The organism is Streptomyces sp. DSM 42067, assembly GCF_055792885.1.
Genome location: NZ_CM147706.1, coordinates 2,747,325 through 2,765,887 on the forward strand (window position 1 = coordinate 2,747,325; position 18,563 = coordinate 2,765,887).

Annotated in this window: 14 protein-coding genes; 4 read left to right on the forward strand and 10 right to left on the reverse strand. The window is 71.8% G+C overall.

The genetic code is table 11. From position 1 onward, the window contains the following. Nucleotides 1-16 precede the first annotated feature (16 nt). The 7 genes from murD to rsmH form a co-directional block, all read right to left on the reverse strand. Nucleotides 17-1,477: a UDP-N-acetylmuramoyl-L-alanine--D-glutamate ligase gene (murD, locus tag ACSMXV_RS12850; protein ID WP_473177767.1), complete on the reverse strand. Its 1,461-nt coding sequence runs from the start codon at nucleotides 1,475-1,477 to the stop codon at nucleotides 17-19. Further along, nucleotides 1,459-2,529: a phospho-N-acetylmuramoyl-pentapeptide-transferase gene (mraY, locus tag ACSMXV_RS12855; RefSeq protein ID WP_473178914.1), complete on the reverse strand. Its 1,071-nt coding sequence runs from the start codon at nucleotides 2,527-2,529 to the stop codon at nucleotides 1,459-1,461. The genes murD and mraY overlap by 19 nt, the downstream gene beginning before the upstream one ends. After that, complete coding sequence (locus ACSMXV_RS12860; protein WP_473177768.1) at nucleotides 2,529-3,959, reverse strand: UDP-N-acetylmuramoyl-tripeptide--D-alanyl-D-alanine ligase; 1,431 nt, start codon at nucleotides 3,957-3,959, stop codon at nucleotides 2,529-2,531. The genes mraY and ACSMXV_RS12860 overlap by 1 nt, the downstream gene beginning before the upstream one ends. 4 nt (nucleotides 3,960-3,963) lie before the next feature. Then, nucleotides 3,964-5,619 (reverse strand): UDP-N-acetylmuramoyl-L-alanyl-D-glutamate--2,6-diaminopimelate ligase, encoded by a 1,656-nt coding sequence (locus ACSMXV_RS12865; protein WP_473177769.1) that lies wholly within the window; start codon nucleotides 5,617-5,619, stop codon nucleotides 3,964-3,966. Between the two features lie 19 nt (nucleotides 5,620-5,638). After that, nucleotides 5,639-7,618: a peptidoglycan D,D-transpeptidase FtsI family protein gene (locus tag ACSMXV_RS12870; protein ID WP_473177770.1), complete on the reverse strand. Its 1,980-nt coding sequence runs from the start codon at nucleotides 7,616-7,618 to the stop codon at nucleotides 5,639-5,641. A 5-nt stretch (nucleotides 7,619-7,623) separates the two neighbouring features. Beyond that, on the reverse strand, nucleotides 7,624-8,292 hold the full coding sequence (gene ftsL / locus ACSMXV_RS12875) for a cell division protein FtsL (RefSeq protein ID WP_473177771.1): 669 nt from the start codon (nucleotides 8,290-8,292) through the stop codon (nucleotides 7,624-7,626). A 64-nt stretch (nucleotides 8,293-8,356) separates the two neighbouring features. Then, the gene (gene rsmH / locus ACSMXV_RS12880; protein WP_473177772.1) at nucleotides 8,357-9,328 is read right to left on the reverse strand and encodes a 16S rRNA (cytosine(1402)-N(4))-methyltransferase RsmH; all 972 of its coding nucleotides are present in this window, start codon (nucleotides 9,326-9,328) and stop codon (nucleotides 8,357-8,359) included. A gap of 540 nt (nucleotides 9,329-9,868) precedes the next feature. On the opposite strand from rsmH, the gene ACSMXV_RS12885 reads away from it, so the two are divergent. From ACSMXV_RS12885 to ACSMXV_RS12900, 4 genes are all read left to right on the forward strand, one after another. Next, nucleotides 9,869-10,417 (forward strand): beta-class carbonic anhydrase, encoded by a 549-nt coding sequence (locus ACSMXV_RS12885; protein ID WP_473177773.1) that lies wholly within the window; start codon nucleotides 9,869-9,871, stop codon nucleotides 10,415-10,417. Nucleotides 10,418-10,717: 300 nt separating this feature from the next. Beyond that, nucleotides 10,718-11,770 carry an AAA family ATPase gene (locus ACSMXV_RS12890; protein ID WP_181862281.1) on the forward strand — a complete coding sequence of 351 codons (1,053 nt, stop codon included), beginning with the start codon at nucleotides 10,718-10,720 and terminating at the stop codon, nucleotides 11,768-11,770. Then, nucleotides 11,770-13,143 carry a DUF58 domain-containing protein gene (locus ACSMXV_RS12895; protein ID WP_473177774.1) on the forward strand — a complete coding sequence of 458 codons (1,374 nt, stop codon included), beginning with the start codon at nucleotides 11,770-11,772 and terminating at the stop codon, nucleotides 13,141-13,143. The genes ACSMXV_RS12890 and ACSMXV_RS12895 overlap by 1 nt, the downstream gene beginning before the upstream one ends. A 233-nt stretch (nucleotides 13,144-13,376) precedes the next feature. Then, entirely contained in the window at nucleotides 13,377-15,797 is a 2,421-nt protein-coding gene (locus tag ACSMXV_RS12900; protein ID WP_473177775.1) for a transglutaminase TgpA family protein, read from the forward strand. 459 nt (nucleotides 15,798-16,256) lie between these two features. Here ACSMXV_RS12900 and ACSMXV_RS12905 read toward each other — a convergent pair whose 3' ends face one another. The 3 genes from ACSMXV_RS12905 to ACSMXV_RS12915 all read right to left on the reverse strand — a co-directional run bounded on the left by ACSMXV_RS12905 (nucleotide 16,257) and on the right by ACSMXV_RS12915 (nucleotide 18,508). Beyond that, on the reverse strand, nucleotides 16,257-16,661 hold the full coding sequence (locus ACSMXV_RS12905; protein WP_473177776.1) for a DUF3040 domain-containing protein: 405 nt from the start codon (nucleotides 16,659-16,661) through the stop codon (nucleotides 16,257-16,259). 276 nt (nucleotides 16,662-16,937) lie between these two features. Further along, nucleotides 16,938-17,708 (reverse strand): methyltransferase, encoded by a 771-nt coding sequence (locus ACSMXV_RS12910; protein ID WP_473177777.1) that lies wholly within the window; start codon nucleotides 17,706-17,708, stop codon nucleotides 16,938-16,940. Nucleotides 17,709-17,965: 257 nt separating this feature from the next. Next, complete coding sequence (locus tag ACSMXV_RS12915; protein ID WP_473177778.1) at nucleotides 17,966-18,508, reverse strand: SAV_6107 family HEPN domain-containing protein; 543 nt, start codon at nucleotides 18,506-18,508, stop codon at nucleotides 17,966-17,968. Nucleotides 18,509-18,563 lie beyond the last annotated feature (55 nt).

Here is an 18,563-nt window from a genome sequence, read left to right on the forward strand (position 1 = left end):
ACCACGGGGCCCCGTTTCAGGCGCCTACGGCGCCAAGGGCGCGAACCGCCTCCGCGAACGCCTCACCGCGCTTGTTGTAGTTGGTGAACATGTCCATCGACGCACAGGCCGGCGCCAGCAGCACCGTATCCCCCGGCCCGGCGAGCCGCGCCGCCTCCCGTACCGCCTCGGACATCGCCCCAGTGTCCGTCCGGTCGAGGTCGGCCACCGGGACCTCGGGCGCGTGTCGCGCGAGCGCTTCGCGGATCAGCGCCCGGTCCGCGCCGATCAGCACGACACCACGCAGCCGCTTCGCCGAGTTCGCGACCAGCTCGTCGAAGGTCGCGCCCTTGGCAAGCCCGCCCGCGATCCACACGATCGACTCGTACGCGGCCAACGAGGCTTCCGCGGCATGGGTGTTGGTGGCCTTGGAGTCGTCGATGTAGGCGACGCCGTCGACATCGGCGACATGCGCGATGCGGTGGGCGTCGGGCCGGAAGGCCCGCAGGCCGTCCCGTACGGCGGCCGGCTCGACGCCGAAGGCGCGGGCCAGGGCGGCGGCGGCCAGCGCGTTGGCGATGTTGTGCGGGGCCGGCTTCGGGGGTCCGGGGGATGTCCCCCGGGAAGACGCAGCGATGTCGGAGATCTGGGCGAGCTCCTGTGCCTGCTTCTGCCGGTTCTCGACGAAGGCGCGGTCGACCAGGATGTCGTCCACGACGCCGAGTTGGGACGGTCCTGGCGTGCCGAGCGTGAAGCCGATCGCCCGGCAGCCCTCCTCGACGTCGGCCTCGCGCACCAGGTCCTCGGTGGCCTTGTCGGCGACGTTGTAGACGCAGGCGACGCGATTGCCCTCGTAGATGCGGCCCTTGTCGGCGGCGTACGCCTCCATGGAGCCGTGCCAGTCGAGGTGGTCGGGGGCGAGGTTCAGCACGGCCGCGGAGTGGGCGCGCAGCGAGGGAGCCCAGTGCAGCTGGTAGCTGGAGAGCTCGACCGCGAGCACGTCGTACTTCTCGTCGCCGAGGACGGCGTCCAGCAGGGAGACCCCGATGTTGCCGACGGCGGCCGTGCGCAGCCCGGCGGCCGTCAGGATGGACGCGAGCATCTGGACGGTCGTGGTCTTGCCGTTGGTGCCGGTGACCGCGAGCCAGGGGGCGGCGTCGGGGCCGCGCAGCCGCCAGGCCAGCTCGACGTCGCCCCAGACGGGCACGCCCGCCTCGGCGGCGGCGTGGAACAGCGGCTTGTCCGGCTTCCAGCCGGGCGCCGTGACGATGAGCTCCGTACCCTCCGGCAGGGTCGCCCCGTCGCCGAGCCGGACCGTGATGCCCTCGGCCTCCAGCTCCGCGGCCTGCGCCCGGGCCCGCTCGTCGTCGCCGTCGTTGACGACCGTGACGATCGCGCCCAGACCGTGCAGGACCCGCGCCGCTGGGATCCCGGAGACCCCGAGCCCTGCGACGGTGACGTGCTTGCCCTGCCAGTCGGTCACTTGTCGGCCGCCCATCCCGCGTAGAAGAGACCCAGTCCGACGATCACACAGATGCCCTGAATGATCCAGAAGCGGACCACGACGAGGACTTCGGACCAGCCCTTGAGTTCGAAGTGGTGCTGGAGCGGTGCCATCCGGAAGACGCGCTTTCCGGTGAGGCGGAACGAGCCTACCTGGATGACAACGGACATGGTGATCAGGACGAACAGGCCGCCGAGGATGGCGAGCAGCAGTTCGGTGCGGGAGCAGATCGCCAGGCCGGCGAGCGCGCCGCCCAGGGCGAGCGAACCGGTGTCGCCCATGAAGATCTTGGCGGGCGAGGTGTTCCACCACAGGAAGCCGAGGCAGGCGCCCATCAGCGCCGATGCGACCACGGCGAGGTCGAGGGGATCTCGCACCTCGTAGCAGGCCTCCGGGTTGGTCAGGGTCGTCGCGTTGGCGCAGGACTCCTGGAACTGCCAGACGCCGATGAAGGTGTAGGCGCCGAAGACGAGCACGGAGGCGCCGGTGGCCAGACCGTCGAGACCGTCGGTCAGGTTCACGCCGTTCGACATCGCGAGGATCATGAACAGCGCCCAGATCACGAATAGCACCGGGCCGATGGTCCAGCCGAAGTCCTGCACGAAGGAGAGCTTCGTGGAGGCGGGGGTGTTGCCGCGGTTGTCGGCGAACTGGAGCGCGAGCACCGCGAAGGCGATGCCGACGGTCAGCTGGCCGGCCATCTTCGCCTTGGCCCTGAGGCCCAGCGAACGCCGCTTGACGATCTTGATGTAGTCGTCCAGGAAGCCGACCAGGCCCATGCCGCCCATCAGGCCGAGCACCAGCAGACCCGAGAAGGTCGGCGAGTAGCCCGTGATCATCTTGGACAGGAAGTACGCGGCGATCGTCGCCAGGATGAAGGCGATGCCGCCCATGGTCGGCGTACCGCGCTTGCTGTGGTGCTCTTTCGGGCCGTCGTCGCGGATGTACTGGCCGTAGCCCTTGCGGGCGAGCAGCTTGATCAGCAGCGGGGTGCCGATCAGCGTCAGGAAGAGCCCGATGACTCCCGCGAACAGGATCTGCTTCATCATCGGGCGGCAACCTCACCCTCGGCGGCGGCCGTGTCCTGTTCGAGGAGCGCCATTGCAACCCGCTCCAGGCCCACCGACCTGGAGGCCTTCACGAGTACGACGTCGCCCGGGCGCAGCTCGCTGCGCAGCAGGTCGACGGCCGCCTGTGCGTCGGACACGTGCACCGACTCCTCACCCCACGAACCCTCGTTGTATGCGCCCATCTGCAGCCAGGCGGCTTCCCTGCCCCCGACCGCGACGAGCTTGCCCACGTTCAGCCGGACGGCGAGCCGTCCGACCGCGTCGTGTTCGGCGAGCGCCTCGTCACCGAGCTCGGCCATCTGACCGAGCACCGCCCACGTGCGACCCCCCTTGGCCCGTGCGGCCTCGCCCATCGCGGCGAGCGCGCGCAGAGCGGCCCGCATGGACTCGGGATTCGCGTTGTAGGCGTCGTTGACGACCGTCACGCCGTCCGGGCGCTCGGTGACCTCCATCCGCCAGCGGGAGAGGGAGCCCGCCTCGGAGAGCGCGAGGGCGATCTCTTCCGCGGACATGCCCAGCTCATGGGCGACGGCGGCCGCGGCGAGCGCGTTCGACACGTGGTGCTCACCGTACAGGCGCATGGTCACATCGCTGCACCCGGAGGGTGTGTGGAGGCTGAACGAGGGCTGTCCTGCCTCTGTGAGCCGGACGTTTTCGGCGCGTACGTCCGCGTCGTCCGACTCTCCGAAGAGGATCACGCGCGCCTTCGTACGCGATGCCATGGCACGTACGAGGGGGTCGTCGGCGTTGAGGACGGCCGCGCCGTCTTCGGGGAGGCCCTCGACGAGCTCGCCCTTCGCCTCTGCGATCTGCTCCCGGCCGCCGAACTCGCCGATGTGGGCCGTGCCGACATTGAGCACGACGCCGATTCCCGGCGGGGTCAGGCCCGTGAGGTAGCGGATGTGGCCGATGCCGCGGGCGCCCATCTCCAGGACGAGGTAGCGGGTCTCCTCGGTGGCGCTGAGCGCGGTGAGCGGCAGCCCGATCTCGTTGTTGAAGGAGCCGGGTGTGAAGACCGTCGGGGCCTTGGTCCGGAGCACCTGCGCGATGAGGTCCTTGGTGCTGGTCTTGCCCGCGGAGCCGGTGAGGGCCACGAGGGTCGCGCCGAGCCGCTCGACGACGGCGCGGGCGAGAGCGCCCAACGCCGTCTGCACGTCGTCGACGACGACGGCGGGGACGCCGACCGGACGCGACGCCAGTACGGCGACCGCGCCCGCGGCGACCACGTCGGCGGCGAAGTCGTGGCCGTCGACGCGCTCGCCGGCGAAGGCGACGAAGAGGCTGCCGGGCTCGACCTCGCGGGAGTCCCGGACGACCGGTCCGGTGACCTGCACGGACGGATCCGGTATGTCGTGGGTCTGCCCGCCGACGATTTCAGCGATCTCGGCGAGGGAGAGGGCGATCACAACTTCATCCCTGGGTGTTCTGGATAGCTTCGCGAAGCACCTGGCGGTCGTCGAAGGGACGTACCACTCCGGCGATGTCCTGGCCCTGCTCATGGCCCTTGCCGGCCACCAGCACGGTGTCGCCGGGCCGCGCCAGGGCGACGGCGGCGGCGATGGCGGCGGCCCGGTCCTCGAAGACCTGGACCTCGCCGCGTTCGTGGGCCGGCACCTCGGCGGCGCCGGCGAGCATGGTGGCCAGGATGGCCAGGGGGTCCTCGGAGCGGGGGTTGTCGGAGGTCAGTACGGCGGTGTCGGCGAGGCGGGCCGCGGCGGCGCCCATCGGCGCGCGCTTGGTCTTGTCCCGGTCGCCGCCGCAGCCGAGCACGACGTGCAGCCTGCCCTCGGTGATCTTGCGCAGGGCGCGCAGGACCGACTCGACGGCGTCGGTCTTGTGGGCGTAGTCCACGACCGCGAGATAGGGCTGGCCTGCGTCGACGCGCTCCAGGCGGCCGGGGACGCCCGGCACGGCGGCGATGCCGTCCGCCGCGCTCTGCGGGTCGAGTCCTGCGGCGGCGAGGGCGACGATCGCGGCGAGCGTGTTGGCGACGTTGAAGGGGCCCGGCAGCGGCGACTTCGCGGTGATGCGCTCGCCGCGCGGGCCGACGGCGGTGAAGTGGGAGTCCATCGGCCCCACCACGACGTCCTCGGCGCGCCAGTCGGCGTCGGGATGACCTTCGGCGGAGAAGGTGACGACCGGTACGGACGCCTCCTTGGCCAGCCTGCGGCCGTATTCGTCGTCGACGTTGACGACGCCCTGTCTGCTGCGTTTCGGCGTGAAGAGCTGCGCTTTGGCCCGGAAGTAGTCCTCCATGTCGGAGTGGAACTCCATGTGCTCCGGGCTGAGGTTGGTGAAGACCGCGATGTCGAAGACGCAGCCGTCGACCCGGCCGAGGACCAGAGCGTGGCTGGAGACCTCCATGGCGACCGACCTCACACCGCGCTCGCGCATGACGGCGAACAGCGCCTGCAGGTCGGTGGCCTCGGGGGTGGTGCGCTCCGACTTGATGCGCTCGTCGCCGATGCGCGTCTCGACCGTGCCGATGAGTCCGGGCATCCCGTCGGAGACTGCGAGCCCGCCCCGGATCAGATACGCGGTCGTGGTCTTGCCGGACGTACCGGTGATGCCGATCTGCAGCAGGTCGCGGCCCGGGTGGCCGTAGACCGTCGCAGCCAGCTCGCCCATGCGCCCGCGCGGGTCGTCGACGACCAGGACCGGCAGGCCCGTGGCGGCGGCACGTTCGGCACCCGTCGGGTCGGTGAGGATCGCCGCGGCGCCGAGGCCGGCGGCCTGCGCCGCGAAGTCGGCGCCGTGGAAGCGGGCGCCGGGCAGCGCGGCGTAGACGTCGCCCGGGCGCACAGCGCGGGAGTCGTGCGTGATGCCACTGACCTCCGCGGCGCCGGGGACGGTCACGCCCAGCTGATCGGCGAGCTCCGCGAGCGGTGTGGCGGAGACCTGGACCGGTCGTGGCGGCCCTGGATATGTCACAGGAGCGCCCTTCTGGGTGATGTGGGACTGATCAGCATGTGGCACGGCGGTGAGCGTACCGGGACCACCCCCGCCGGAGCTAAATGGGATCGGCGGGGTGCGCTGGTTCCCGGAATCGGGGGTGATGGTTCTCACGGGCGGTTCCTGGTCGCTCTCAGGGCTTGAACTCGACGGGCAGCCGTGCCGGCTCCGCTCCGGTGGGCGGCACCTGGAGTGTCTTCAGAGCGAATTCCATCACCGTCTTGTAGATGGGTCCGCAGATCTGACCGCCGAAATAGCTGCCCTTCGTGGCGTTCTGGATGGCGCAGTAGACGGTGACGCGCGGATTGTCGGCGGGCGCGAAGCCGGCGAACGACGAGGTGTAGCCGCGGTATTTGCCGGTGACCGGATCGACACGGTTGGCGGTTCCGGTCTTGCCCGCGACCCGGTAGCCCGGGATACGGGCCTTGACGCCCGTGCCCTGCTCGTCGTCGACGACCGACTCGAGCATCTGCGACAGCGTCTTCGCGGTCTTCTCGCTGATGACCCGGGTCTTCTTGGGCTTGGCCGCGGGGGTGAAGCGCCCGTCGGGTCCCGTGGTGCCGCGCACCAGGGTGGGCTCGACGCGTACGCCGCCGTTGGCGATCGTCGAGTAGACGGAGGCGGCCTGCATCGCGTTGATCGAGACGCCCTGGCCGAAGGGGATCGTGTACTGCTGCGACGTCGACCAGGTGTCGGGCGGCGCGAGGATGCCGGCCGTCTCACCCGGGAAGCCGAGCCCGGTGGCGCCGCCGATGCCGAACTTGCGCAGATACGAGTAGAGGACCTGGTTGGCCTCAGCCTGCGTCTTGCCGAGCTGGCCGGTGGCGAGGATGGTGCCGATGTTGCTGGACTTGGCGAGGACGCCGTTGAGCGTCAGATACCAGGTCCGGTGGTCCACGTCGTCCTGGAAGAGCCGGTCACCGCGGTGCAGCCGGTTCGGCACCGTCACATGGGTGTCGGGTGTGGCGGCGTTCTCCTCCAGTACGGCGGCCATGGACATGACCTTGGCGGTGGACCCCGGCTCGTAGGCGTCCTCGAGGGCGAAGTTGTGCATGTCCGCCGAACTGGCCTGCGAGAGGTCGTTCGGATCGAAGCCCGGGGCGTTGGCCATGGCCAGGACCTCGCCGGTCCTGGTGTCCTGCACGATCACATAGCCGCGGTCCGCCTTGGACTTCTTCACCTGCTCGGCGATGGCGTTCTGCGCGGCCCACTGGATGTCGCGGTCGATGGTGAGCTCGACTTCGGATCCGGGCACGGCGGGCACCTCGCTGGTCCCGGCCGTGGGGACCTGACGGCCGCCCGACTGGGCATAGGTGATCTTGCCGTTCTCGCCGGACAGGTCCTTGTCGAGCTTCTCCTCCAAGCCGCCCGCGCCCTTGCCGTCGGCGTTGACCCAGCCCAGTATCCCGGCGGCGAGCTCGCCGTTCGGATAGACGCGCTTGCTGCTCGGGTCCTGGAAGACGCCCGCGAGGACGTTGACGGTCCTGCCGTCCGTCTGCGCCTTCTCCTCGAGCGCGCTCTTCAGATCCTTGATCTGCTTCCAGACCTGCGGGGTCTGCCGGGAGGCCAGTCGGACGTAGCGGGTCTTCGGGGTCCGGAGCTTCGCGGCGATATCCGCCTGGTCCTTGTCGAGAATGGGCGCGAGCAGCGCGGCCGCCTGCTCGGGCGCGTCCGCGACCTTCGTCTGCTTCAGCGTGAACATCGTGGGGTCGGCCGTGATGTCGTACGCGTCCTCGCTGGTCGCCAGCTCGACGCCGTTGCGGTCGGTGATCCCGCCGCGCTCGGCGGTGAGCGTGTGGCTGAGGTACCGGTTCTTCTCGGCCTTCGCGGCGTACGCGCTCGCGTCGACAGCCTGCACCTGGAGCAGCCGTACCACGAAGGCCAGCATCACCAGGGTCAGCCCGAGGCTGACCATGCGCAGCCGTGGGCGGGGGCTGCCGAGGCGGATGGTGCGAGGACCGGGCGCGCTCGCCCGGGGGCGGGGCCTCGGGGCGGCCGAGTGGTACTGGCGCCCGGCGGGGCGCGCTCCTGGTCCCGGGCGCCGTGGAGCGCTGGGGCGCTCCGGCCTGGCGGGTCCTGGCACCCTGCGCCGCGGGGGTTCCCTGTCGGTCACGTCCGTCACCTGCCGGAGGTCGTGGGCGCGGGCTTCGGGGGCGATGCGGGCGCCGGGGCCGTCCCTGCGGGAGCCGGGACCGTACCGGCGAGCGGCGTGGCGGTCCGGGAGGGGGCCGCCGAGGGCTTGGCCGTGGGCGCGGAAGGGGCGGTTGCCGACGGCTTGGCCGTAGGCGCGGAAGGGGCGGCTGACGAGGGCTTGGCGGACGCCGCCCCGGACGGGGTCCCCGATGCGGCGGGGGACGGCGGCACCGTGTTGCCCGCCACCGCCTCCGGCGGGGTCGCGGTCGGCAGGCGCCAGCCGGACGGGGTGGCGGCGGCCCCCGGCATGCCCTTGACGGTGCCGTCGGGGTTCAGGAACGCGGGATTGCCGCCCGGCACCATGCCGAGCTCACGCGCGCGGCGCTGCAGGGCCTCGGGAGCGGAATAGGCGTCCACGTCCCGCTGAAGGGCCTGTTCCTCCTCGGTGAGGGCGGTGGTCTCCTTCTTGAGGTCGTTCAGCCGAAACGACCCTGCATTGAGCGCGGAGTTCAGCATCAACAGCGTGATCAGCCCGCCGCCCAGCAGCACCACGACCAGCAGGACGAACGGGGTGCGCGCGGCCTGGCTGGGGCCCGCCGGCAGCAGCCGCGCGAGCCTGGCGGCCCTCCCCCTCAACTCCGGTCTCCTGCTCATTCGCCCCTCCCCCGGCGTACGGATCCGCGTGCGCGCGGCGTCCGCGTCGCACTGCGGACGCCACTCATTCAGCTTCCTCGCGGATGCGCTGCGCACCACGCAGCCGCGCCGGGGCGGCCCGCCGGTTCTGGGCGACCTCTTCCTCGGTCGGCAGTTCCGCGCCGCGCGTCAGCAGCTTGAGCCGCGGCTGGTAGCGCTCCGGCACGACGGGCAGGCCCGGCGGCGCGGTGTTGGCGGCCCCGGCCGCGAACACCTGCTTGACCAGCCGGTCCTCCAGCGAGTGGTACGACAGCACGGCGATTCGGCCACCCACCGCGAGGGCCGCCACGGCCGCGGGAATGGCCCGCTCCAGGACGGAGAGCTCGCCGTTGACCTCGATACGCAGGGCCTGGAAGGTGCGCTTGGCGGGGTTGCCGCCGGTGCGCTTGGCGGCCTGCGGCAGGGCGTCGCGGATGAGCTCGACGAGCCGGGCGCTGTTGGTGAAGGGCTCCTTCTCGCGTTCGCGCACGATGGCGGAGACGATCCGCTTGGCCTGCTTCTCCTCGCCGTAACTACGCAGGATCCGCACCAGCTCACCGGCGGGATAGGTGTTGAGTACCTCGGCCGCGCTGATGCCGGTCGACTGGTCCATCCGCATGTCGAGGGGGGCGTCCTGGGCGTAGGCGAACCCGCGGTCCGCCTCGTCGAGCTGCATGGAGGAGACACCGAGGTCGAACAGGATGCCCTGGACGCGCGGGATGCCGAGCCGGGCGAGTACGTCGGGCAGCTCGTCGTAGACGGCGTGCACCAGCGTGGCCCGCTCGCCATAGGGAGCGAGCCGCTCGCCGGACAGGCGCAGCGCCTCCTTGTCCCGGTCGAGGCCGATCAGGCGCGCCGAGGGGAAGCGGGTCAGCAACGCCTCGCTGTGTCCGCCAAGGCCGAGGGTGCAGTCGACGACGACGGGTTCGGCGGTGCCCGGCTGCTCGAGGGCCGGGGCCAGCAGGTCCAGGCACCGCTGGAGCATCACCGGGACGTGCCGGGTCTGGTCGGGGTTCATGCTGTGCTCCGCGCGGGCCGGCAGTCGTCGGAGGCGCCCCTCGTTCTGGTTCGCTCGCTACGCTCGCTCACGGCGCGCCCTCTCAGGTCCGGCGCGGCCGCCGCACGCACCGCCGGGTCCCCGCCCTCCCCCAGCCGACGCTGGCAGGTGCCCCCGGAACGGGAGCGGGCCGGCACCGGGAAGGTGGCGTCAGCCGACCGGGAGCGGGAGGAGGCCGAGCCGCACGTACGCGCCGCGCACGCGGGGAGATTTCCGGTGGTCACCGGGCGTCTCCGTGGATAACAGTCCAGCAGGGAGAGCCTCTCGCCTCCCGCTTCGCGTCACTTTAGTCCACCCTGTCTCGCGGTCAATCAACCGGCCTGCGCGTCGCGAGCCGGTGCCCGGCGGCGACGTGGACGAGGACGCGACCCCGGGCGGAGTCACTCGTACGGATGCACCGGGGGGCCTGGCTTATGGGGTAGGTCACAACAACGTTCATTGACGTTCTTTGTCCCGCCTCACAGCGGGCCTGATCTGGTCGTGACCAGTACCTTCATACACATGACGACTTCTGCATCCGTACCCACAGAGCCCCAAGGCGCCATACGTGGCGGCGGCACCGTCACGGACCGGCTCGTCGAGGCGAACCACAGGTACGCCGCCGCCTTCACCGATCCGGGCATGGACGCCCGGCCCGTCCTGCACGTCGCCGTCGTCGCGTGCATGGACGCGCGGCTCGACCTGCACGCGGCGCTCGGCCTGGAGCTGGGCGACTGCCACACCATCCGCAACGCCGGCGGTGTCGTCACCGACGACGTGATCCGCTCCCTCACGATCAGCCAGCGCGCGCTCGGCACGCGCAGCGTCGTCCTCATCCACCACACCGGCTGCGGCCTGGAGAGCCTCACCGAGGACTTCCGGCACGACCTGGAGATGGAGGTCGGCCAGCGTCCGGCCTGGGCGGTGGAGGCGTTCCGGGACGTCGACCAGGACGTCCGCCAGTCGATGCAGCGGGTGCGTACGTCCCCCTTCTTGCTGCACACCGACGACGTACGCGGATTCGTCTTCGACGTGCACACGGGTCTGCTGCGCGAGATCGACCCCGCCTGACCGCTCTCACGACTGCACGCGCGACTGCACGCGCCTGACCCGCGGGTCGGGCGCGTCTGACGCACACATCGGCCGCGCCCACCCCGGAAACAGTCTCAAGCCCTGACATAACGGCGCCAGTTGTCCACAGTCGAGTGACACGAACCGGTAACGGCAACAAGAATGCCCTTGTGGCACCGCGCGGAACTTTTCGCGTGTGGTGTCCGTGTTTCGGGGTGGGCCGGTCCGCATCGCAGAGCGTCGGCCCTGGAATGGTCCCCTGTTCCTGACGGAGCGCGGGGAAGGGCCGAGGAGGGCCGGGTGACGACCTATGACGATCGAGCGAGCCTCACAGATCTGACCACCACAGCGGAGCGTGTCCGCAGGTCGGTGGAGGGTGTGATCGAGGGCAAGCCCGAGGTCGTACGGCTTTCGCTGACCGTACTGCTCGCCGAGGGGCATCTGCTCATCGAGGATGTCCCGGGCGTCGGCAAGACCATGCTGGCCAAGGCGCTCGCGCGGTCCATCGACTGCTCGGTGCGACGCATCCAGTTCACGCCCGACCTGCTGCCGTCGGACATCACCGGTGTGTCCATCTGGGACCAGCAGCGGCGGGACTTCGAGTTCAAGCCGGGCGCGATCTTCGCGCAGATCGTGATCGGCGACGAGATCAACCGTGCCTCGCCGAAGACGCAGTCGGCGCTGCTCGAGTCGATGGAGGAGCGCCAGGTCACCATCGACGGGCACACGTACGAGCTGCCCAGCCCCTTCATGGTGGTGGCCACGCAGAACCCGGTCGAGATGGAGGGCACCTACCCGCTGCCCGAGGCGCAGCGCGACCGCTTCATGGCCAGGGTGTCGATCGGCTATCCGAACCCGGAGGCCGAACTGCAGATGCTGGACGTGCACGGCGGCGTCTCGCCGCTCGACGACCTCCAGCCGGTGGCGCATGCGCACGAGATCGCGAAGCTCATCGACGCGGTGCGCCAGGTGCACGTGGCCGAGGCGGTGCGCCGCTATGCGGTGGACCTGGTGGCGGCGACCCGCAACCACCCGGACCTCAGACTCGGCGCGTCGCCGCGAGCGACGCTGCATCTGCTGCGGGCGGCGAAGGCGGCCGCGGCGCTCAGCGGCCGGGAGTTCGCCCTGCCGGACGACGTGCAGGCGCTGGCCGTGGCGGTCCTGGCGCACCGCCTGCTGCCCACGGCCCAGGCGCAGCTGAACCGGCGCACGGCCGAGCAGGTCGTCCTCGAGATCCTGCAGCGCACCCCCGTACCCGCCGCTGCTCCGCAGCCCGGTGGTGGCTTCGCCACGGGCCGCGGCCAGGGCTCCCCGGTCTACGGCCAGCAGCCGCCCGGCACCCGGAGCCTGTGATGACGGCCGCGGGGCCCCCGACGGCAGCGCCCGAGGAGGGCGCGGAGAAGGGCGGCCTGCGCACGGCACTCGCCGGGCTCACCACGCGCGGGCGCTCGTTCCTGGCGGCGGGCGTCGCTGCCGCCATCTGTGCCTACGTGCTCGGCCAGGGCGATCTGCTGCGTGTCGGTCTGCTGCTCGCCGTGCTGCCGCTCGTCAGCGCGTTCGTGCTCTACCGCACCCGCTACCGGGTCGCGGGCAGCCGGCGTCTCTCCCCGGGCCGCGTGTCCGCGGGGTCCGAGGCGCGCGTCCATCTACGGATGGACAACGTCTCGCGGCTGCCCACCGGCCTGCTGATGCTGCAGGACCGGGTGCCGTACGTGCTGGGGCCGCGGCCCCGCTTCGTACTGGACCGCGTGGAGGCGGGCGGCCGCCGCGAGGTGTCGTACCGCGTCCGTTCGGACCTGCGCGGCCGCTATCCGCTGGGCCCGCTCCAGCTGCGTCTGACGGACCCGTTCGGGATGTGCGAGCTGACCCGCTCCTTCTCGACGTACGACACGCTGACCGTGATCCCGCGAGTGGAGCCGCTGCCGCCGGTGAAGCTGACCGGCGAGGCCAGGGGCTACGGGGACGGGAGGCAGCGCGCGCTCGCGCTGGCCGGCGAGGACGACGTCATCCCGCGCGGATACCGCTACGGCGATGATCTGCGCCGGGTGCACTGGCGGTCCACCGCGCGGTACGGCGAGCTGATGGTGCGCCGCGAGGAGCAGCCGCGGCGGGCCCGCTGCACGGTGCTGCTCGACACCCGCGGACTGGCCTTCCAGGGCGCGGGCCCCGACTCGGCGTTCGAGTGGGCGGTGTCCGGCGCCGCGTCCGTCCTTGTACACATGCTCGAACGGGGCTTTTCGGTCCGGCTGCTGACGGACACCGGGAACTCGGTGCCCGGCGAGGGCTCGGACGGTTTCGCGGGCACCGCCCAGGAGTCGGCGGACGCGGCGGGCCTGATGATGGACACCCTCGCGGTGATCGACCACTCGGACGGCGCCGGACTCTCCCGGGCATACGACCTCCTGCGCGGCGGGAACGAAGGGCTGCTGGTCGCCTTCCTCGGCGACCTGGACGAGGAGCAGGCGACGATCGTCGCGAAGATGCGCCGGCGCAGCGGCGCCGCGGTCGCCTTCCACCTGGACAGCACGACGTGGGCCCAAGGCCCGGGCACCACGCCGTCCGCCGGCGACACCGAGGAGCGGCTGCGGCTGCTCCGCGAGGCGGGCTGGACGGCCCTGGCGGCCGGGCCGGGCACGAGCGTCGCCGATCTGTGGCGCCAGGCAGACCAGCACCACGCCTCGGCGGCGTCCGCGCCGTCGGGGAGCACGACAGGGGGATGGTCTTGACCTCTCCCCCAGCTGAAGCGGGGGGATCCGACCCTCGCGGATTGAGCTTTCGGCTTCTCGGACAGCAGTTGCCCCGAACCAACGGCAAGGGACTGTTGGTACGCCCAGCAGTTTTACGCCGGCTCCAGGGACCTGATATCCCGCCAGCCCGGTGGCAGGCCCAGCCAGCCCTGCTCCGCAGGAGTCCGATCCCTCCCCCGCCTGAAGGCGGGGGTAACCACGGAGGAACCCTCATGAGCGGACGAGCGCGGCTGGCGCTGTGTGCGACTGCGGCCACGTTGATGGCCGCGTGTGCGCTGCTGCCGCTGGTCGGATCGTCGACGTGGATCGTGCAGGCCGCGCTCCTGCTGGCGATCCAGGCCGGGGTGGGCGCGCTGGCCCGGCGGGTGCCGTTGGCACGGCCGCTGACGGTGGCGGCCCAGGCGCTCGTGACGCTCCTGCTGCTGACGGTGGTCTTCGCGCGCGGGCAGGCGATCGCGGGCGTGCTGCCCGGGCCTGAGGTGTTCCGGGAGTTCGGCCTGCTGCTGCAGGACGGCGCCGAGGACGTCGGTCAGTACTCGATACCGGCACCGCTGTCGGACGGCATCCGGCTGATGCTCGTCGGCGGCGTCCTGGTGATCGGCCTGATGGTGGACGCGCTGGCGGTGACGTTCCGCAGCGCGGCCCCGGCGGGCCTGCCGCTGCTCGCGCTGTACTCGGTCGCCGCCGGCCTGTCGGACGGCGGCGCGGGATGGGTGTGGTTCCTGCTGGCGGCCGCCGGGTATCTGCTGCTGCTCCTGGCCGAGGGCCGGGACCGGCTCTCGCAGTGGGGCCGGGTCTTCGGCGGCGCGCCGCGCTCGGGCGGGTTCGCCGGCGGTCTGGAGAGCCCGGGCGGCGGGGCGGTCTCCCCGGTCCGTACGGGGCGGCGCATCGGCGCCTTGGCCCTGGGCATCGCGCTCGTGGTGCCGCTCGCCCTGCCCGCGCTGGACGGCGGCCTGCTGGACGGCACCGGAACCGGCACCGGCACGGGCCCGGGCGGCGGAGGCACGATCTCGGCGGTGAACCCGCTGGTGTCGCTGCAGGACAGCCTCAACCAGCCCGAGGACCGCGAGGTCATGTCGTACCGCACGAACAGCGAGGACACACAGGACCTGTATCTGCGAATCGTCTCCCTCGACGAGTTCGACGGCACGGCGTGGAAGCCCTCCGTACGAACCATCACGGCTGTGCCGGAGTCGTTCCCGAACCCGCAGGGCCTCGGCGGCGACGTCCGCAGGACCGAGATCGAGACGAGGATCAACGCGGCCAACTGGTACGCGCAGGACTGGCTGCCGATGCCGTATCCGGCGAGCCAGGTGGACATCGAGGGCCGCTGGCGGTACGAGCCGAAGGGCCGCACGCTCGTCGGTGACCGCGGGCAGACCACGCGCGGCGCCCAGTACAACGTGAAGAGCCTGATAGTGCAGCCGACGGCCGAGCAGCTGGCCGCGGCGCCGGAGCCGCCGTCGGACCTGAAGCGCGAGTTCACCCGCGTGCCGGGGTCGCTGCCTCCGGTGGTGGCGGCCACGGCCCGCCAGGTCACCGAGGGTGCGGCGAACGACTACGAGCGTGCCGTCGAGCTCCAGGACTGGTTCGCCTACGAGGGCGGCTTCACGTATGACACCCAGGTGCAGGCGGGCAGCGGTTCCGCCGCGATCGCGCGCTTCCTGAAGCAGAAGGAAGGCTTCTGCGTCCACTTCTCGTTCGCGATGGCGGCGATGGCCAGGACCCTGGGGATACCGGCCCGCGTGGCAGTGGGCTTCACCCCCGGATCACCGGAGACCGACAACTCGATGTCGGTAGGCCTGCGGGACGCGCACGCCTGGCCGGAGCTGTACTTCGAGGGCGTGGGCTGGACCCGCTTCGAGCCGACGCCGAACCGTGGCACCGTGCCCGACTACACCCGCTCGGACACCCCGGTCGGCAGCCCGAGCAGCTCGGCGCTGCCCCAGCCGAGCACGTCGACCGCACCGTCCGCAGCGCCGTCGGCCTCCGAGAGCTGCCCGGTTCAGGAGAGGCGGGAGGGCGGCTGCGCCAGCACGGCCCCGCAGGCGACGAACACCTCCGACGCCGGCGGCCCGCCATGGCGTCTCATCCTCGGCGTGACACTGGCCGTGCTCGCCGTGCTCATCGTGCCCTTGCTGCCGATGCTGTGGCGGCTGCGGGTCCGCGGCGCCCGGCTCGGTTCCCCCGGGCGCACGGAGGCGGACGCGGCCACCCGCACGCTCGCGGCATGGCTGGAAGCCACGGACACGGCGTGGGACCACGGCATCACACCGGACGACTCCCAGACCCCGCGCAAGGCGGCCGCCCGGATCGTACGGCTCGGACAGCTCGGTCCGGAGGCAGCGGAATCGGTCCACCGGCTGGCGGCCGGGGTGGAGCAGGTGCTCTACGCACCGCGTCCTCAGCCCTCGGCGGGACTCGCCGACGACGTACGTCGCGTGAGGGACGAGCTGGGCACCAAGGTGAGCAGGGGCACGCGGCTCCGAGCGGTGTTCGCCCCGCGTTCAGCTGTCCGGGTGCTGTGGACCGTCTCCGACCGCTGGACGACGCTCAGGGCGGCCTGGACGGAACGGTGGTCGACGCGCCGCCCGGCACTGCGGCGGCCGTGGTCGCCCCGCCAGGACAGTTGAGCCTGGGGTGAGACCCGGGGGTTCGAAGCTACTGGGCTCCGAGCCTTCGGGTTCGAAGCTGCTGGGCTCCGAGCCTCGGGTTCGGTCGCCTGGCGGTCCGCGCGATGACCCGCGCCGCTGGCGGTTGCTGCCCGGCTCGGCCTGCGGGGAACGGGGACCGCGTGGCGGTTGCTACCCCGGCTCGGCTTGCAGGGAAGGCGGGCCACGTGAGGTTGCCGCCTGGCACGGCCTGCGCGGAACCCGCACCGCGCGGCGGTTGCCACCGACCGGCTCCGCCCGCGCGGAACGCGGACCGTCGTTGCCAGAGCCGTCATACTCCAAGGCCGTCGTACGCCAAAGGGGTGTCCACCCGAAGCTGGGCACCCCTTACGTACGTCCGTCTCTCCACGTCCGCCCGTCGTCAACAAAAACCGCTCGGCACCGGCCCCCAAGGGGGCAGGTGCCGAAGGGCGGTGGAGCTCAGTGGCCCTGTTCGTCGCGGCGGCGCTGCCAGCGCTCTTCGATGCGGTCCATCATGGAGCGCCGCTGCCTGCCCTGACGGCGCGTCGGAGCGGCCGCGCCCGGCGCTCCGGAGGCACCTTGCTCACCCGGCTTCGGCGCCTTGCGCCAACCGGTGACGGCGAGCACTGCGCAGCCCAGCATGACGAGGAATCCCACCACGCTGATCCAGATCTGCTGTGCAACCATTCCTGCCATGAGGAGCGCGATACCCACCAGGAAGCCCGCGACCGCCTGATAGACCCGTCGCCGGGTGTATGTACGCAGCCCGCTTCCCTCAAGCGCTGTCGCGAACTTGGGATCTTCGGCGTACAGCGCTCGCTCCATTTGCTCGAGCATTCGCTGCTCGTGCTCCGAGAGCGGCACGGAGTCCTCCTCATCGTGCAGTCGCCGGGGCGACCGGGGGTCCCCTTCAGGATAGGCAGGGAATCGCCCCCGTGAAACCCGCCCCTCTACGCCAATTCGCCATGCGAGACCGCCACGGCGCGTCGGCTCGCTGAAGCGTGCATTCCCCAGCGGCCGACGGGTCATGCCGGAACCGTCTCCCTCGATCATACGGCCCGAGACGCCCGATCGGGGGGCCTGTGGCGTACTCCATCTGCGGCTGCGCCGCTGATCAGCGGCGCGCGCACCACAGCGCACTCAGACCTCGTCGCGCTCCTGCTTCTCACCGAGCACATGGAGCTGGGTCGCGACGGAGTGGAAGGAGGGCATCTCCGCGGCGGCCGCCTCGAGCTTGAGCAGTGCATCGAGGGCGCCCGGCTCCGTGTCCACCAGCACTCCCGGCACCAGGTCGGCGAAGACCCGCACGCCGTGCACCGCGCCGACGGACACGCCCGCATCCGCTACCAGTCCGGTGAGCTGATCGGCCGTGAACCGGCGGGGCACGGGGTCGCCTTCACCCCAGCGCCCGGCCGGGTCGGTGAGCGCGTGCCGGGCCTCGGTGAAGTGGCCGGCCAGCGCCCGGGCGAGCACCGCGCCGCCGAGGCCTGCGGCGAGCAGGCTCAGCACGCCGGAGGGGCGGAGCGCCTCGACCGCGTTGCGTACGCCCTCAGCGGGGTCGTCCACGTACTCCAGGACTCCGTGGCAGAGCACGACGTCGTATCCACCGCGCTCGGCGACGTCGAACAGCCCGTGGGCGTCGCCCTGGACGCCGCGCACCCGGTCCGCTACACCGGCCTCGGCCGCCCGGCGCTCGAGCGCGAACAGCGCGTTCGGGCTGGGGTCGACGACTGTGACCTGATGGCCCAGACGGGCCACGGGCACCGCGAAGTTGCCGCTGCCGCCCCCCGTGTCGAGGACGTCGAGCGACTCCCGTCCCGTGGCCTTCACCCGGTCCTCGAGGGCGTCCTTCAGGACCTCCCAGACCACGGCGGTACGGAGAGAGGCGCGGGGGCGCATCGGGTCCGACACGGCAGTTGACTCCTCGGCGCGGCACCGCCTCGTGTGCGGCGGAGCGATGGGCGTGCCTTCCGCGCCCGGTCGGGCACGGGAAGGGTGCAGGCGCCTCCACCTTATTGCCTTCCGCGCGGTGCCCCGGCATCCGTACCGGCTGCCCGGTTCGCCGCATCAGGGAGGCCCCGGGCCGTCCCCCACCCGGTGGTGAGTCCCCTGGGCGGCCCCCTGCCCGGTGGTCCGCCGGGTGAGTGGCAGCGCATGCGCGTCCGGTCTCAGCTCGCGTCGGGGACCTCGCCTCCCTCGCCGTCCGGCCTGGGCTGGGGCAGTACGGGCTGCAGCACCAGCATCCGCTCGACCAGGCGCAGGAACATCGCCACGTCGCGCAGCAGGTCGTCGGCGTCACGCCGGCTGACCGCGCCCCGTATGCCCGCCTCCGCGCGGGCCCGGCGGCCGGCGCCGGAGGCGAACAGGGCGCTCCACTCGGTGAGTTCGGGCGCGATTTCGGGGAGCACTTCCCAGGCGCTCCGGATCCTGGCGCGGCGTCGCGCCGTCGGCTCCGGACGGCCGCGCACGGCGAGAACGGCGGCCGCGGTGCGCAGGGCCGCGAGGTGGGCGGTCGCGTAGCGCTCGTTCGGGGCTTCCAGCAGGGCCGCCTCTTCGAGTCCCGCGCGGGCCTGGGCGAGCAGGTCGAGCGCGGCGGGCGGGGCCGTGGCCCGGCGCAGCACGGGGTGCACATCGCTCGCCGGGCCTGTCAGTGAGGGGGCAGGGCCGGAGGCGCGGCGCCGCGGTGCGGCGGCTGCGGACGAACTGGCCATGACGAACCTCCTGTCGTCTGTGTGACGGCACTGTGGCCGTATGTGCCCATCGTGG

What these genes read in the sequence shown, in the direction of transcription:
- murD (WP_473177767.1), bottom strand. Translation starts at nt 1,477, where the DNA reads ATGGGCGGCCGACAAGTGACCGACTGGCAGGGCAAGCACGTCACCGTC.
- mraY (WP_473178914.1), bottom strand. Translation starts at nt 2,529, where the DNA reads ATGAAGCAGATCCTGTTCGCGGGAGTCATCGGGCTCTTCCTGACGCTG.
- ftsL (WP_473177771.1), bottom strand. Translation starts at nt 8,292, where the DNA reads ATGAGCAGGAGACCGGAGTTGAGGGGGAGGGCCGCCAGGCTCGCGCGG.
- rsmH (WP_473177772.1), bottom strand. Translation starts at nt 9,328, where the DNA reads ATGAACCCCGACCAGACCCGGCACGTCCCGGTGATGCTCCAGCGGTGC.
- ACSMXV_RS12885 (WP_473177773.1), top strand. Translation starts at nt 9,869, where the DNA reads ATGACGACTTCTGCATCCGTACCCACAGAGCCCCAAGGCGCCATACGT.
- ACSMXV_RS12895 (WP_473177774.1), top strand. Translation starts at nt 11,770, where the DNA reads ATGACGGCCGCGGGGCCCCCGACGGCAGCGCCCGAGGAGGGCGCGGAG.
- ACSMXV_RS12900 (WP_473177775.1), top strand. Translation starts at nt 13,377, where the DNA reads ATGAGCGGACGAGCGCGGCTGGCGCTGTGTGCGACTGCGGCCACGTTG.
- ACSMXV_RS12915 (WP_473177778.1), bottom strand. Translation starts at nt 18,508, where the DNA reads ATGGCCAGTTCGTCCGCAGCCGCCGCACCGCGGCGCCGCGCCTCCGGC.